11 protein-coding genes and 2 pseudogenes are annotated in these 17,339 nt (G+C 44.3%); all 13 read right to left on the bottom strand.

What is annotated here, in order from left to right:
* Nucleotides 1-396: 396 nt before the first annotated feature.
* The gene (locus tag AC50X8_RS10900) at nt 397-798 is read right to left on the bottom strand and encodes a hypothetical protein (RefSeq protein ID WP_494879731.1); all 402 of its coding nucleotides are present in this window, start codon (nt 796-798) and stop codon (nt 397-399) included.
* Between the two features lie 16 nt (nt 799-814).
* Nucleotides 815-1,492 (bottom strand): annotated as a pseudogene (locus AC50X8_RS10895) (polymorphic toxin-type HINT domain-containing protein); the annotation flags it as partial.
* Nucleotides 1,493-1,554: 62 nt separating this feature from the next.
* Nucleotides 1,555-1,845 carry an immunity 53 family protein gene (locus tag AC50X8_RS10890; protein WP_494879729.1) on the bottom strand — a complete coding sequence of 97 codons (291 nt, stop codon included), beginning with the start codon at nt 1,843-1,845 and terminating at the stop codon, nt 1,555-1,557.
* A gap of 13 nt (nt 1,846-1,858) precedes the next feature.
* A pseudogene (locus AC50X8_RS10885) lies at nt 1,859-2,553 on the bottom strand (polymorphic toxin-type HINT domain-containing protein); the annotation flags it as partial.
* Nucleotides 2,554-2,658: 105 nt separating this feature from the next.
* Nucleotides 2,659-3,165, bottom strand: coding sequence for a hypothetical protein (locus AC50X8_RS10880; RefSeq protein WP_056034321.1), 507 nt, complete (start codon nt 3,163-3,165; stop codon nt 2,659-2,661).
* Between the two features lie 16 nt (nt 3,166-3,181).
* Entirely contained in the window at nt 3,182-3,889 is a 708-nt protein-coding gene (locus tag AC50X8_RS10875; protein ID WP_494859724.1) for a polymorphic toxin-type HINT domain-containing protein, read from the bottom strand.
* A 288-nt stretch (nt 3,890-4,177) separates the two neighbouring features.
* Nucleotides 4,178-4,429, bottom strand: a complete 252-nt coding sequence (locus AC50X8_RS10870; RefSeq protein ID WP_056034238.1) for a hypothetical protein — start codon at nt 4,427-4,429, stop codon at nt 4,178-4,180.
* Between the two features lie 2 nt (nt 4,430-4,431).
* Entirely contained in the window at nt 4,432-4,737 is a 306-nt protein-coding gene (locus tag AC50X8_RS10865; RefSeq protein WP_494879727.1) for a hypothetical protein, read from the bottom strand.
* A gap of 313 nt (nt 4,738-5,050) precedes the next feature.
* A complete protein-coding gene (locus AC50X8_RS10860; protein WP_056034250.1) occupies nt 5,051-5,344 on the bottom strand; it encodes a hypothetical protein in 294 nt (97 codons plus the stop codon).
* 12 nt (nt 5,345-5,356) lie between these two features.
* Complete coding sequence (locus AC50X8_RS10855; protein WP_494879725.1) at nt 5,357-5,620, bottom strand: hypothetical protein; 264 nt, start codon at nt 5,618-5,620, stop codon at nt 5,357-5,359.
* A 292-nt stretch (nt 5,621-5,912) separates the two neighbouring features.
* Nucleotides 5,913-6,311, bottom strand: coding sequence for a hypothetical protein (locus tag AC50X8_RS10850; protein WP_155973079.1), 399 nt, complete (start codon nt 6,309-6,311; stop codon nt 5,913-5,915).
* An 81-nt stretch (nt 6,312-6,392) separates the two neighbouring features.
* Nucleotides 6,393-15,545, bottom strand: a complete 9,153-nt coding sequence (locus AC50X8_RS10845; RefSeq protein WP_494879723.1) for a polymorphic toxin-type HINT domain-containing protein — start codon at nt 15,543-15,545, stop codon at nt 6,393-6,395.
* Nucleotides 15,545-17,260 carry a carbohydrate binding domain-containing protein gene (locus tag AC50X8_RS10840; protein ID WP_494879721.1) on the bottom strand — a complete coding sequence of 572 codons (1,716 nt, stop codon included), beginning with the start codon at nt 17,258-17,260 and terminating at the stop codon, nt 15,545-15,547. The genes AC50X8_RS10845 and AC50X8_RS10840 overlap by 1 nt, the downstream gene beginning before the upstream one ends.
* Between the last annotated feature and the right edge of the window lie 79 nt (nt 17,261-17,339).

Here is a 17,339-nt window from a genome sequence, read left to right as displayed (position 1 = left end):
GCCCATTCGTTGTGGACAATTTGCAGATAAGTCCTAACAATATTAATGGTCAGGCTATCTATCTCAAAAGATGCTTTGCCTTTTCATCCTCCCTATCGGGGCGGCTTATTCTACAATTGTGTAGCATTTTGAATATCCTATTAGAAAACGAAGTTAACAAAAAACAGGTCAATCATGATAGTATCTCACCATGTTCGACCTGTTTGATGTATCGGTATAGGGTATAGCGTTATTAAGGTTAAAAAAGTAAAGTATTGATGTGCTCACAACAATTTCAAGAAATCTTTATGCGGGTATTACATGGGTTAGATGTGTTAGCTGTGTTATTGGTTGAATGATGCGTTCATTCGGCACTGGGTAGCCCCATCCAAAAAGACCTCCGAGAGATTAGTCAAATTAGAATTCTTCCAATGAAATAGCTTCAATGGAACTACAGTGAAAATTGATGAAGTTATATCCATCGTTTTCTCCATATCCGCTGTCATCATGAACATGATATCTTTGATTACTATCCCAACCTTGTTCTTTTTTATCATGTATTATCAAACTGTCTGTTAAATATATATTTGTGACTTTTCTTAATGAAAGTTCGGAAACATTATGATACCTAACTTTCAATCTGAAACGTTGTTTCGTTTCTATAACCGATAGAAAGAAAAACAAATCAAGTGTCGTAATATGATTATCTTCATAATCAATGTCAATATCATAGTTAACCGCAATTATTTCCTCATACATCCAAGAACCAAGAGCATTCAACTTTTCAGTAACTATACTGTAATTATTAATATATTGCAAATAGCATCCCTCCTTGTTAGTCAATAAATTCTATTTTATTTGTTGATTTATTAATTTTTCCCAATCTTAATCTCTCTGTTGATTTTTCTACAAAATATTTAAGTTCCTTAGCATTTCTCCCTGCATCTTGATAGATGTACTCGTGCATATGTGGATTTGTGTGGTGAGCAGAGTTACCATGATCACTATAATCAATTCTATACTTTTGTTTCCCTGCTTGGTCATAAATGACTCTAGAATTCTCAATCTGTCCACTAGAACCTAAGCGGCTAAAATCAATTCTAGTCCCCGGAGCCCCTTGCGTTGGAGCATAATTATTTTTATAATACTCATCAGGTAAAAAAGGCTCATTAGCAAAGTCATCAGCTCCACCCATCCTTGGAATCTCACAATTATGAACCCAAATCCCCAGATTCGATACAAAATATGAATTAAAGTCCTCAACCTCAAAGTTATAAACCGTTGCTTCGCGCGACTCTTTTTCGATCTTGTCTATTGCCAGTTTAGTGCCGTCACTCGAAACAAGCAAGTCGCCGACTTTCAGGTCTTTAACAAACGTCCATCCTTTGCCATCAAGCCAGAATGGATGCTCGCCTGTGACCTCGATGATTTCATCCCCGATGTGGACATAATAGATTTCGTCAGCCTGTTTCTGGAACAGCCCTACGACCTCTTTATAGGCCACTTCGGCACTGGGTAGCCCCCACAAAAAAAGAAACCTTGAAAGGCATAGAACCAATCAAGGTTGTGTAAAATTTAATCGTTAGTTGCCCATAGATAGAAAACCCTCAATACATCTTCAAGATTGCCCGGGCCTCCAGCACCAGAAAAGCAGCCAGCCTCTATCTTGCAGTAGATCCAATCTTCTTCGGTTCGTTCAATTTGAATCAAATCAACTTGCTTATCTTCCAACGTAGTACCAATCAAATTTATGGCAACATGCCACCCAGGATTATCAATGGACGTTATTCTAATACCGCTTTCATGCTCCCATTCTCCGTCACATTGTGAGGAATACCACTCTTGTAACCATCTCAAAATATCCACTCATTCACACTCCTCAAAGCTTACCTGGAATTTCCCAAGGGTATGGCTTTCTTACCCCCCCCCCGGTGTCTTAGGATCATTAACATGGGGTGTTTCCACCATTTGACCAGTTTGTTTATTAAAGTGCCCTGCTCCCTTGCCATCGTATCTCTCCCCTGGAGTAAACGGATTTGGGTTTCTTGGGTCGGATTTATACCATCTTTGCCAATTCGTTATTTCTCCTGTTTGAGGGTCACTCTTATAGGTTGAATGTTCTCCTGTTGCATCAGGATCATACTTCATATTGTTTTTACTTTTGCCCCCACCAGCTTTGGGTGCACCTGCATTACCCATCCCTGGGATCTCACAATTATGAACCCAAATCCCCAGATTCGACACAAAATAAGAATGAAAGTCCTCAACCTCAAAGTTATAAACCGTTGCTTCGCGCGACTCTTTTTCGATCTTGTCTATTGCCAGTTTAGTACCGTCACTCGAAACTAGCAAGTCGCCGACTTTCAGGTCTTTAACAATCGTCCATCCCTTGCCATCAAGCCAGAATGGATGCTCGCCTGTAACCTCGATGATTTCATCCCCGATGTGGACGTAATAGATTTCGTCAGCCTGTTTCTGGAACAGCCCTACAACCTCTTTATAGGCCACTTCCTCGGTCTTGTCATCTTTTGAGAGAACCTTATCCCCTACCTCGATTTCCTCGATAGGTTTCTCCTCTACTTGTTTCCTGCTAGAAGCCTTTCCCCATTCACCTCAGTGGTAACAGAGTCATAAAAAAGAAACCCTGAAAGGCAAAAGGCCAATCAAGATTTACAAAATTTAGCCTTCACATATTTGAATAATCTCTTTAGGTACAGATTCAAATATCAATACTTCCGGCTTGGAAAAAGGCTTTTTAACTTTATAATCTTGGAGTGTCATCAAACTTGCCCAGTACAATTCTACCCAATGTTCAATACTTTCACCTGTATCAAAATTTAGTGCTTCCTCATCGGTATCCTTCAAATCCTCATAAAATGCTTGGTCGTAGATAGAAAGAGAAATGTCCCCATCAAAAACCAAGATTTTATTTGAAAACACTGGAAAGCAAAATGATTTTGTAAAGCGATTAACAATATCTACCCCGATTGCCTTTCTGAAATTGACCCAATCAGGTGTATTTATAGGTCTGAATTGTTCTGTCACTTCAAGTTTTATCCTACCACCATTGCTATATCGATTGTTTGATTTTGTCATAGAATTTATACCACCCGACATAATTACCTCTTTGGAGACATAATGTTCATGACCTTCGGCTAAGTAGGCGTGATACAACAATTCATTCAAATTTTCACCTCCTAATTTATTTTCTTGAAACATAAGGAAAATGTGAACTTCTGGTTGGATCATCCAAATTTTCAAACACCCTATGACTCCCTGTTGGTGTATCAGGTGTACTAATATTACCGTCAAACTCTTTATAATACTTGGTTATTCTTTGGTTGCTTGGATTATTTGGATTTGGCCAATTTGAGTAGGCTTTATCAGGATTAGTTATTGTCTCTTGTCTTAATTTTCCTACGTCAACGTCCTGACCATATTGTGAACGATTCTTAGTCGATGGTCTCGTTGAATCGAATAAATGTTTTTCAGAGTGAGGATTAACAAAATCACTAGGATTACTTCCTCCACCAGATTTTGTAGGAACAGGATTACCATTAATCGCACAATTATGAACCCAAATCCCTAGATTCGACACAAAATAAGAATTAAAGTCCTCAACCTCAAAGTTATAAACCGTTGCTTCGCGCGACTCTTTTTCAATCTTGTCTATTGCCAGTTTAGAACCGTCACTCGAAACAAGCAAGTCGCCAACTTTCAGGTCTTTAACAAACGTCCATCCCTTACCATCGAGCCAAAATGGATGCTCGCCTGTAACCTCGATGATTTCATCCCCGATGTGGACGTAATAAATTTCGTCAGCCTGTTTCTGGAACAGCCCTACGACCTCTTTATAGGCCACTTCTCCGGTTTCGTCATCCTTTGAGAGAACCTTATCCCCTACCTCGATTTCCTCGATAGTTCTCTCCTCTACTTGTTTCCTGCTGGAAACCTTTCGCCATTCACCTCAGTGGTACCAGATCGGCAAGGAAGTCATTCAAAAAAAGAAACCCTGAAAGGCAAAAGGTCAATCAAGGTTTACAAACTTTAGCCTTCACATATTTGAATAATCTCTTTAGGTTCAGATTCAAATAACTCGGGTATAAAGATTATATTCTTTCTTTTTGCTCCGCTCGATTCATTCATTAGTGGGTAGCCCTAACAACTTGTAGAATCAATCACATGAAAACCAAAATAATCATGATTCAAATGTAGTTCTTTCTGGAAACTCTCCCCCCTCTCTAACCAAGCAAATCACCAATCTTTGAGCTGCTCTATCAAAATAAAATTTGCTAGGAATATTAGGATCAGGTATAGACTCTATCTCGGAAAACTTCTTAGTTAACTTATGAAATTCAATTTTACCCATAACATCTTCATTTGGTCCAAATCTGTAGACAACTGTTTCGTCATCTTCCTGTACTTTTAGTAGCAATACATATGAAGCCAAATTTAATCCTCCTCATGTGGATACCATGGACGACCAGAATCAACCGTTCTATCATGTGCAGTCCTATAGTCTGTTTTAAAAATACCTTCAAATTTAGATTCAAAGAGTTCATGATTCAATAAGTCAATATCTTGTGGTTTAAATGATCCTTTTTGAAGTCTATCCCATGCTTGTGCGATTTCATAATCTGCTTCAAAGCGTCCAACACCATGTTCTTTAATAGGCTCTTTAATAAACAAATGATCTTTTATTCTTCGAATTCTATTCTCAGATATACCTGTATTTTGGGAAATACTCTGTATATCCACATTCGATTTTCTAAAGGAATCATACATTGCATCAGCAGCATCAAGTCGCTTTAGATATGCATCAACTGAAAGTTCTCTCCCACCTGTCTGAACATACCCCGTCCCCCCAGCAAAAAAACGTGATTTCAGCTTCGATCCAGCCCAAATGACACCTTTAGTGCCATATTTACCAGCATGCTTCAGGCCCGGAATCGATTGGAATGATGTTCAGCCACAATCTGATTAAATGATTAGTTATTCTTACAATGAGAAGCCTCATTAAGAACACAAATATACCTGCCTATCCGGAGATAAGCAGGTCAGATAATGTTATCTATATATCAAGTACAATTCCCTTACCAATTATTCTACCGCCACCGTTTAAATTAAATACATAATTTGGTACAATTAAATCTTTAAACACTTCCCCATAAGGCAATTCAATGTGTACAATATGCTTTTCTCCTTTCGAAATTACCCTTTTATCATCCTCTTCTCCTAAGCTAATTTTACACATAATCAATTCGCCATTCACATTAAATGATACCATTAATCCAGAAAATATATCCTTTGTCATTCCACCTTCATTTTCTGGTAGAAAATTGACTTCAGCGACGAGCTTTAACATTTTAAATTTCTCCTAATATTCGTGTATTATCTCAAGAATAGATTGATTAAATATATCATATTTATCTGGATGTACCGTTACAGATCCGCCTTTTAATATCATTTTTTCAACAGGTGTGTGGTCTAATTCATCAATTACACTCTTTAGTAGCTTTACTTTAATAATTGCTGAAGAATCCTTTAAGAAATCCGTCAGTTTCAACACTTCATCAAAATTATATCCGAATTGCTTACCATCAAAACTGTATGGTCCTGGTCTAAAGAGCCGATTATTCATTATGTCATAAAATTCATCTGGACCAACTGCTCGGAACAACTCAACAGTATCTTAAGTTTTTCCCTCAAAACTAAATAAATGCAAGTTTAGCTTTAGACCAAACTTACTTTTCAAAGATGTTGCTACTGCACTTTCGGTAGCTACTTTCTTCAGCTTCGATCTAGCCCAAATGACGCCCTTCGTGCCATATTTACCCGCAGCTTTAGACCCGGTCACGAGATCGCAAGGAAGTCCTGTTCAAAAAAAGAAACCTTGAAAGGCAAGAAGCCTGTCAAGGTTAAGGAATTGAAAATTATAGATTAATTGTAAGAATTAAATTATCGGCTACTTCTTTGAAATTCCATTTAGAAAGCACAAATAGCCCTTCATAAAACTGGTCAATATGAATAGTCTTGCAAGCTATTGCATCCTCCTCAATGTTTTCTGAGGCGCATGATATAATCATTAACTTCAAAAATTCAATATCCAACTTGCTACTAAATTCAATGATTCCTTTTTTTAGATTAATAAGTTCAATTGGCGGATTCTCCTCTTCCTTCCAATCTTCAAATATACCTACAAATTCTTGATTAAATAGCTCGATCACTTTATCTAGAAGAAAAGGATTCAAATAAGCTAGCTTCTCCCCAGATATTTCCTCTTTTTTTAAGACCTTCATCGCTAACCTTTCGAATTGAACTACATCGTTCATAAACATTGACTCGTCACTGCTAAAAGTCAGAAACTGAGAGCAATCAAAAACTGCATACGACATATAAACACCTCTCAATAATTAATTTCTATATTTTCCGTTATTAAGATAATCATATAATTGACTTACATCATTACGTGTAGGAGAGGTTACTCCATCATTTTTCGTTTTGCTTCCTACAGAACCTCGAACGTTGCCAGATCTGTCAACATTTCTTTGAGGCTGATGAACATGTGGTGCTAAACCCGCATGCGAATCGCTTCCATATCTCTTGAATTGTCCTCCAGGAGTTCCAACGTTGTTAAATCCCGATGAATTCGTGAATAATTTCGTTTCTTTATCAATAGGCACATTATAATTCACATATCCTTCAAAAGTCCTTTCTCCAGGTTGGGATTTGTACCCCCATCCTTCCAAACCAGAACCCTTCCCATTTATCTCACAATTATGAACCCAAATCCCAAGGTTAGACACAAAATAAGAATTAAAGTCCTCAACCTCAAAGTTATAAACCGTTGCTTCGCGCGACTCTTTTTCAATCTTGTCTATTGCCAGTTTAGTGCCGTCACTCGAAACAAGCAAGTCACCGACTTTCAGGTCTTTAACAAACGTCCAACCCTTGCCATCAAGCCAGAATGGATGCTCGCCTGTGACCTCGATGATTTCATCCCCGATGTGGACATAATAGATTTCGTCAGCCTGTTTCTGGAACAGCCCTACAACCTCTTTATAGGCCACTTCTCCGGTCTCGTCATCCTTTGAGAGAACCTTATCCCCTACCTCGATTTCCTCGATCGGTTTCTCCCCTTCGTCGGTGAGAACCTTGGTTCCTGCTGTAAAGCAGTTACATTCGTAGACAAGTTTTTTCGTCGTTTTAACCGTATCTTCACCAAAAATATTCTTCAGCTTCGAACCCGCCCAAATGACACCCTTGGTACCATATTTACCAGCATGCTTCAGACCCGGAATCGGAATAATGCTCAGTGTTGCCCCAATTCCCTCTCCCCAACGGTCTCCCGCCGAGAGATGTTCACCAGTAATATAGTTATTACCTGTAAATGCCTGCTGGAAGCCTTTTACCGTGCCTACCCATGGCACGAGATCAGCAAGGAAGCTTCCGCCTTGCAGCCATGCGGAGTCACCATCACGGCTTAAGCCAAATGGATCGACATAGGATATTGGGTTGCCATTCACATACGCGTAACGGTTCAGCGTTTGTGAATCGCTAATCGAGCCTGTCAGTACATCCCGGTTGATAAAACGTTTGATTTCTGGATTATAATAACGCGCACGCATATGGTACAAGCCGTTTGCGTCTGTAGCAACGCCATCCCGTCCATTATACTGGAACGGCTGCTCTGTCGTTCCCATATGACGGATTTGTTCACCATACGGTCCGTATTCATACGTATCGGTGATCACGCCGTTGTCATCCGTCAGAGCGACTGTGCTTCCACGACGGTCATAATGATACGTGGCATAACTGCCATCCGCTGCCTCGCGGCCAATCAATCCGAGACCGTACACATAATACGCCGTCGGATTACCTTGTCCATCTGTCTCCATCAGCACTTGCGATAATACCGCCTGCGGATTTACGACATAACGAGTCGTTACCCCGTTTACAGTGACGGAGGTGCGTACGTTTTCGCTATTGTAGCCATAGCTGATGCCGCCTGCTTCCATTAGTCGGTTGCGCGAATCGTAGCTGTAGCTTTGCATGCTGCCACCGCCAGCAAGCGGACCGGTGATCATGTTGCCATCCTGATCATACACGACTGGATTACCGTTATAGGTCGCCAGACGATTGTCCGCTGTGTAGGTCATTTCCGTGTTGCTCATGCCAGGCGGAAGCTGCATCTCTGCTGAATCTGGCTGCAAGCCAGCAGCATCTCCTGGTACGTATACACTGCCCGACACATTGCCGTATACGTTCTCGCCTACACTTAATCCGTTCAAGTATACACTGTCGGTGACGGTTGGACCGCCATTTTCGCTGATGACATTGCCAACCGCATCATAGCCATACGTATACGAAAGAATTATGCTGCTATCCAAGCCAATGTCGTTGATCGTCAGCAATTGCCCCTTCGCATCATACGTTCTGGTTTCCGTTGTGCCATTAGGTCGAAGCGTTGATGCAAGACGGCCATTGGCATCATAGCTGTAAGCTGTTACACGGCCATTCCAATCGGTTACGCTCGTCATACGCCCCGCACGGTCATACGTGTAGGTAACGGTTTTGTTATCTGGATAGGTGAGCAGCGTCATATTGCCTGCTGCGTCATAGCTGTATTTGATGACATTGCCGAATTCATCGGTATATTGCACGACGCGGTCCAGCTCATCAAATACACGCGTTAAGGCTTTGCCTTGCCCATCCGTTACCGCGGTTATATTGCCGTTCGCATCATACGTATAGCTGACTTCACCAGCTTGATCAACGAACTTGCTAAGTCTTGACGCTGCGTCATAGTTATAGGACGTCGTCAGTCCGCGACCATTCGTCTCCACATCCGGCAAGCCTAAAGCATTATACGTGTAAGTCGATGTTTCGCCAGCTGCATTCGTTTCGCCAATTAATCTTCCTGCCAAATCATACGTATACGTTGCCGCATTCTGATTCGGATCGGAGTAACCGATGACTTGGCTTAATGAATCGTAGCTGCGGCTTGCTTCGCCTTTAAGCGCATCGCTTACGGTCGTCAAACGACTCAGATCGTCATATGCAAATGTAGTAGAACGATTCATCGGATCAATCGTTTCAACGAGACGATTGAGTTCATCGTACACATAAGTTTGCGAATGATTCAGCGCATCTTTAATCGTGACCGGATTACCCTTCGCATCATAGACAACCTCGTAGACTTTGGTATTGTCCGCATTATAGGCTTCTACAAGACGATAGAGGGAATCATACACATAACGAACGCTTTCCCCTTCTGCATTCGTCTGAGTCAGCACATTGCCGACAGCATCGTAGACAATCTTCACACTGTCGCCAAGCGGATTAACAGCTTCAATCAAACGGCCCTCCGCATCATAAATGAGCTGCGAAGCTTGATTCCGTGCATTTACAACCTGTGTCAGATTGCCGTTGTTATCATAGGTGTAATGTGTCGTGTTGCCACGCGCATCAACCTCTGACGCAAGGAAGCCTTGCTTGTCATAAGCATACGAGTACGCATGTCCCAGCGCATTCGTATCGCTTAACAGCTGATCATCTGCATTGTACACAAGCTGGCTTGTATTTCCTGCCGCATCGGTTACGCTTGCCATTCTTCCGGCAGCGTCATAACCATACGTCGTAACCTCGCCCGCCGCATTGTTCATGCTAACCAGTCGGCCTCCATTATACGTATAAGAGGTTTGCGCACCTTTTGGATCAGTAGCCGACAATAACATGCCAGCTGCATCATACGCATAGGTAGTCACTTGTCCATCTGTATCCGTTACAGATATCAAACGGTTCATATTGTCATACGTATACGTAATCGTATTGCCATCAGGGCCTGTTGCGCTGAGCAGATTGTCCTCATTGTCATAGGTCATATTGACCTGCGCACCCGTATAATCGGTTGAACGAATCAGATTTCGCCTGTCATCATAGGCATAGCTGATCGTCTGATTTAGCGGATTAGTCGCGGTTAGGCGATTGCCCTGCACATCATACGTAAAGGACATTTTATTCCCTAAGCTGTCTTCCGTTTGAATCAGTTGGTACTGCGCATCATGTGTTAACTTCTGCACATCGCCATTACGATTGGTAATCGTCGTAACTAACTGCTTGTCCTTCTCTTCATAGCTGAACGTAGTAGGAGCATGTCCAGCAACAGCATCCTGCTGCTTGATGACGCGTCCTTCATGATCATACGTATTCTCGAACAGCTGGACGCCCTCACTCGATGCGCTGACAATCCGATTGCTGCTGTCGTAGCTGTACGTCGTCGCATTTCCTGCTGCATCGGTTATTTCGCTCAAGCGATCGGCTGCATCATAAGAGAATTGGACGGAACGCGCTGCCGGATCAGCAACCTCAGCCACTCGGCCAGCTGCATCATAACTGAGTGTCAAAGCCGCTCCTGTCAATGGATCGCTGATGGTCGATAAAGCACCATTCGCTGCATAACCAAATGCCAGCTTCAGCCCGCTTTTCTCCTCGATTTCAGTCAAGCGCCCTGCAGCTGTGAAACGATAGAATGTACCGTCATTGCGTTCAAGCACATAAGTACCATCCGAATTTTTCGTCAAATGATCCAATCTTGTTGCTTTATCAGCTGACGAATAGCTACCGTCCGCTGCTTTATTAAATACATTTGAGCGGAAGGCATTCCAGTAAACCGTTGCATTGTTCGCACCAGCCTCCAGCTTCATCTCAAAATTATGGCTCCAGCCGACTCCCAGATCACCAGTACCCGTTAACAACGAATGATATTGAGCCTGAAAAGGAATCGGAACCGCGCCATGTGCCGTAAGCAAGGTGCGATTAATAATTTGCGCTCCCGTTGCCGTATCGATCGGGTCCGCATGGAACGTCTGTGGATCATAATCCGACGGGTCCAGCGTCTTCACTTTGTCCGCTGCACCGATGCCCGATATTGGTGTGCCATCTGCTCCAGGGAAGCTCAGATCAATGGCGCCAAATGGTGCAAATACGAGATATTCCGCACCGCTTGTATTCGTAAGCAGCAGCGTTGCTCCCGCGTTTACATTTAGCGGACTTTGTCCCGGCTGCTCACTGCCCGAACCGCTACGATACGTAAAGGAGCCGCCGGCTTTTAGCGTTTGAGTTGACGAGGTCAGATTTTTAGCCTGAACCGTTTGATCAGCTTTCAGCGTTTCCTGCTCAAGTGCCGGATCAGTACGATCTACATAGCTGAAAGACTCATAAGGCCCCCAAATACTTAACGATTGACTAAGAGGGCTCGTTACAACCATCTTTTCAGCTAGAACAAGCTCATGCGTTGCTGCTGTATCACGAGAAGCGTAACCAAGCACTGTTCCCGTGCTATTATACGAAGCCCAGTCCATTGTACCGCTGCTGGTAAAGGACCAAACCTTCGGGCTGATATTTGTCAGCTCGACCGTATTTTTGAACGAAACCGGAACAATTCGCAGGGCTGGCTCTTCCTGCTCCGTTACAAGGAAAGCAAGAGCGCCACCTGTAACAACGGTTCCAGTACCAATGCGGCTCGTGATGACTAGCTTATGACCTGCCGGTACGCTTATAGCTGTATTAGTTGCCTCTCTCAAATAGCGTACAGGTGCTCCTGCGCTATCATACAAAGCGTAATCATATTTGCCGCTAAGGTTGATCGTAGACGCGCCGCCCGATTGATTTTTCACTGCCAGCGTTTCGCCTATTGCCAAAGCTTTCACAAACTCATTAGCATTGCCGCCGTCGGTTACGTTGATCGCGTCGGTTGGAGCCATAACCGTTATAGGAGCGACATCCGCGTTGGTAATCAGCATCCGCTCTGTTGAATCGATAACACGCGGGTTCAATAAGCTGCCGTTGCCGAAACGCTGCATATTTCCCCATAAATCATAAATCTGATAGTCATATTTTCCAATGATCCGCAGATTGAAAGAATCAGGTGAAATATTGCGCAGCGAATAAGAAGCTCCTGGATCAAGCGACTTAATCGTCACGGCCCGAATCATTCTCGGGGTAATGTCGAAAGCATCATAAGCACCGCTAACGGTGACCGTATGCGTAACAGATGGGGTCAGCACAAACTTCGCATCAACCGCAATAATCTGCTCCTTCTGCGTTGCCCCAGCCCCATAGCTGTTAACGGAGCCATCTGCTGCGTATTCTGCATGATCATATGTGCCATCTAAATACAGGCTCATTCTTTTATTCGTTTTTTGCTTAATTTCCAGCGTCCCATCTCCGGAGAGCGTACGGACAAAAGAAACGGGATTCGCCCGATTGCTAATTTGGAACAAATCATATGCCCCATAAGCAACCATATTGCTGGTGCCGCTGTTCATAATGGCTGCTTTTTCGCCTACAGCGACAGCCTGTCCAATAGAAGCGCTCCGCTCGCGATAGTAGCTTTTAATCTCGCCTGCTGCATCGTACAGCGCCAAATCATAGACGCCTGTCATTTTCACATTGGCATCCTTTGTACCGGTGTAAGCAGCCTCAAAGCTGCTGCCCGGCTGAAGCGTACGCTCGAATAAAGCAGGGTTCGTACGATTCGTCAATTGGAAAGCGTCATAAGCGCCTTCAACCGTAATGGCTTGGGAATTCGCATTCGTTAGCGCGATGCGGTTTCCTGACGAAATAATCTCAAGCGCCGCCGTTTGATCCCGTCCGAGTTCCCTGACATCCTGATCCGCAGCAAACTCAACGAAATCATATAGTCCGCTCGGATAGACCTCATAAGGAGTCAGTTCCTTGTTTGTCGCTTCAAAGCTTTCGCCTGGAGCGAGCGTACGCTGAAACGTTACGGGATTCGTACGGGCATTGTTGTCAAAAACATCATAAGCACCGTAAACGACGATGGACTGAACATCCGTGTTCATCACCGCAATTCGCTGCCCCGTATTTACCAATCTATTTTTAATGATGTTTTGCTGCCTTGCATAGGTTTTTAAACCATTTTGATCAAAAAGCGAATAATCATATTTGCCCGTCATATAGACAGAGGCATCATCTACTCCTTTAAAAACAGCCTCCATGCTTTGGCGAGGTGCAAGGGTTCGTTCAAAAAGAGCAGGATTCGCCCGGCCTGTCAATGCGAATACATCATATGGCCCTTCAATAGCCATAGAAGAAGCCTGTGCATTCGTAACTGCCAAACGATTGAGCCCAGACACATTTTTGACCGTCGTACCATGCTCACGCTCAACATCGGTTACATCATTAGCAGAATCATATTGCGCAAGATCATAAAGTCCTGTCGAATAAACCGGGAACAGCTTGCCCGTCTGATTTCGCAGCTCCATGCTCTCATTCGCCGTCAATACCCTGCTGAACGTAACCGGATTAGCACGGCTCGTAATCGCAAACAGCTCATAAGGGCCATAAACCTCCATCGCCGTTGTACCGGTATTCATAACGGAGACATGTTTACCTGCATCCACATCGCGGTAAGCGATCGTGCGCCCGCGTGCATAGCTGTCTGGATTGCCGGCGGCATCATAATCCATAACATCGTGCTTGCCTGTCAGATCCACTCGATCATTATAAGTGGACGTATTTTTCGCCTGGGCGCTTTGCCCAACTGCAAGCTCCTTCACAGCCAAGGCTGGATTCGTGCTCGATTGCACAAGCGTCACATCATTAGGCGCAAGAATTTGCAGCACGGAGCTCCCGCTGCCAGTCAACGTTATCCGTTCCGAGTTATAAAGGATTTGTCCGAGGGAGGTTTCCTTGCGCTTTGACGAGCGCGGCTCTCCTGTCGTTTTATAACTGGCCTGATCGTACGTTCCTGACATATTTAAATGGAACAGCGTCGGGCTTATATTGGTCAGGCGCATGCTCTGTCCATTGGCCAAAAAGCCCTTGTAAAGCGCAGGAGCTGATCGGTCCGTTAAGCGAAAAGCATCATAAGGGCCCGATAAAACAATTGGCGCCGTACCGCTGTTGGAGATGATGATTCGCTCCGTGTCATCTACAATATGGCTGTCAGCCGTCTGCGGGTTGCCGAATTCGCTCACTTCATTTCCCGTATCATAGGTGACATAATGATGCTGATTATTCAAGCTGACCGTAAATGATTTAAGCGAGATATTATCAGCCTGAACGGTTTCCCCTGCCACCAGTGTCTTATTAAAGCTTACGGGGCTCAAGCGCGATACGAACCTAAACGCATCATAAGGAGCAATAATCTCAGCTGCCCCGCTGCCGACATTCGTAAAAGCCGCGCGTTCTCCCGCACTGATGCTGAAGCTGCCTAAAGAACGATTTGCATAGTAATTATTAATATTCCCTAAGCTGTCGTAAATCGCGTAATCGTACAGGCCATTCATCGTAAACGATCCATTGCCTGACAAGCGATTCGTCGCTTCATAGCTTTGTCCTACTGCTATTGAGCCAATAAAAAGGGCTGGGTCTGTGCGGCCAGTGAAGCTGAATCCGTCTGGAGGCCCGACGACTTCGGCTGTACCGCCATCTGTTTTGGTAATGACGATGCTGCCGCCAGCAGGAATTGTCTTCGTCCCTGCCGTTGTCGTTATTTTCCGCCCATAATCGGCAACACTGCCGTTTGCGCTGTATTGCGCAAAATCATATGCCCCTTTTAAATTCAGGACATAGCTTTCGGATGATATGTTTTTGACTAGAACACTTTGACCACTGGTCAGCGTCTGCGTATAAAGCGCAGGGTAAGCACGTGCTTTAGTTGGAATCGCATCATAAGGACCCTCGATTACGAGCGGTACGTCCGAATAATTGCTCACAATCATTTTCCGCCCAGCAGTCAACATATCTGATGTGTAGCCTGTATGACCATAGGAGTCGAGAACGCCTGCGGCATCGTAAATCGCATAGTCATAATTTTTATGGCTGAAATACATCGTGAACGTATAAGGAGTCACATTTAACGCTTCTAAATGCTGGCCCTGCTGCAGCGTCTTCACAAACACCGCTGGATTAGTACGGCTCGCGAACGAGAACACCTCATAAGGCGCCAGCACCTCATAGCTGACGGTTCCCGTATTTGTAATAGCTATACCTTCCCTTGCTGGAATCGGCATCGTTCCACCAGCATGAGTGCGGTCATAGGTGTTGGGAATATCATTGGCATTGTAATCGGCATGGCTGTTTTTGCCGCCTACGTCAATGCTTTCCGATGTGGTAATCAGATTGGTTGCCTTCATGCTCTGCCCTGGAAACAGCAAATATTTTTTCAAGGCAGGTGTAGAAGTATAACTTGCACCGAGCTCTCTTGTTACCGTCTTCAGCACAACTCCGCTTGCTGACGTATTCGTAATAACGAGCCGCTGCCCGCCTACGATGCTAAGCGACTTTTTGCCTGTGCCTTGGCCAAAGTTGACAACTGACCCATTGGCCGCATAACGGGCATAATCATAAGACGTGCCTTCAGCGGTTACCGCTGTAGTGGATGCAGCAAAACTAGAGGTTACAACCGCTGAAGAATAACCTGGAACGGTATAGTTAAGCGGAGCTGCATAAGTGACATTTGGCTTCACGAGGAAACCCATCGTAAAAGCTAAAGCAAGGCAGGCTAAGGTCAGCCACTGTATCGTTTTGCGAATCATTATGGTTGCCTCCGGCTGATTGTGAAGTCATCTACATAAAATCCAACGGTTGCATCAGAGCTTTCGACATACAGAGAAAGCTCCGATGCATCTCCGCTATAGCTGTAGGGCCCTTCAAGAATCGCCCATTCCCCAGCCTTTACGACATTTACACTGACGTTATCGTAGTAATCGGCACCTTCTGCTGTCTTTCTGTGAATCGTCATCAGCAGATTGGCTGGTGCAGAATCGTCTAGCAAACGGAAAGCCGCTCTCACCGTGTAGGACTGGTCCGCTTGCAAGGCGTTCGTCAAATTCAATAGCGGCCCTTGCCACTCTGCCGTGCGATTGGTTACCTTAAGACTGCGTTGTCCACTGCTGGCTGCCTCATCCGAATTGCTTAATACGACTCCTTCTCCGAGCGCATTCCAGCCTTGCAAGCTGCCATCTTCAAAATCATGACTGATAACAGGAGGAGCAGCTTCATGCTTCTTCACCTGAAACTCATCCAAATAGAAGCTGGCCGTGGCGTTCGCGCTTTCCATATAAACGGTTAAATGGGTTACCTCCCCGGTAAAGGTATAAACCCCTTTGAAGAAAGCCCAGCCATCTGCCGTCACATGGCTCGCACTAATATTTTCATAATAATCCGTACCATCCGCGGCTTTGCGATTCATCGTTAATAAAATATCAGAGGAGGGCGTTCCTTCCGAAAGCTTAATTTTGCCGCTAATATCGTAAGTGGCTCCTTTCTTCATAAAGGAGGTCAAATTCAGAATAGGGCCTTGCCAGGAAGCTGTTCTTCCCGAAATTTTGAGGCTGCGGCTTCCGGCACTTGCTGCCTCCTGGGAATTGGCTGCCACAACACCATCACCCTGCGCGCTCCAGCCTTGCGTCGTCCCATCTTCAAAATCATGCAATAGCGTTTCAGTAGAAGGGGCAGGAGCAACATAAACATCAATGCTCACATCATCCAAATAGAAGGCAGCTGTATCGCTTGCACTTTCCAAGTAGAGAGACAGATTAGACGCCTCTTGGCTAGTCATATAAACGCCCTCTAATACAGCCCAGCCATCAGCGGTAACCGTTTGGGTATTCAAATGGTCATAAAAGCTGCTTCCATCAGCCAATGTCCGCCTAATCGTCATCATGATTTGTGTCGATGCTTCCCCTTGAGCAAGACGTACAGCTGCTTTAATGCGGTAGCTTTTTCCTTTCTCTATCCATTGGGTTGCATCAAGAATCGGGCCCTGCCACGCCGCTGTGCGGTTGGTGACTTTCAGACTGTGCTTCCCGCTTCTCGCGATCTCCTGAGAATTAACGAGTTGAACACCGTCGCCTTGCGAGGTCCAGCCCTGGGTGGTGCCATCTTCAAAATGGTGGACTACGCCTGTTCCACTAACCGGAGGAGCTACTGGGGGAACTACGTCCGCTTTCGTATATTTGGAAGAAAGCATATTTCCATTTTTGTCATAAACATATTCCACACGATCGCCATTGTCATAATCTACAGCTACCAGGCGATTAAGCTCATCGTACGTGTACGTAGCCGCAAAAGCGGCTGAACTAAGCAAACCAAACATAATCAATGTAAACAAACTAATTTTGCCCCACAAGGTGAAACGGCTGCTGCTGTCCTCTGGCGGTGCAGCGCGTTTCATTCCAAGAAATATAGAGAAAGGATGAAAATCATCTACTTTCCTATATTTAGAAAAATACGTAAAACCTTTTAACAATCGACTTCGCCTCCTGCTTTCTCTTGCTGCATCCTGCATGTCATCCATCCTTTTTGTCATTTATTAGATTTCAACTTTA

This window comes from Paenibacillus sp. JT22N15, from assembly GCF_059383755.1.
This window is presented reverse-complemented; position numbering and strand designations above follow the sequence as displayed.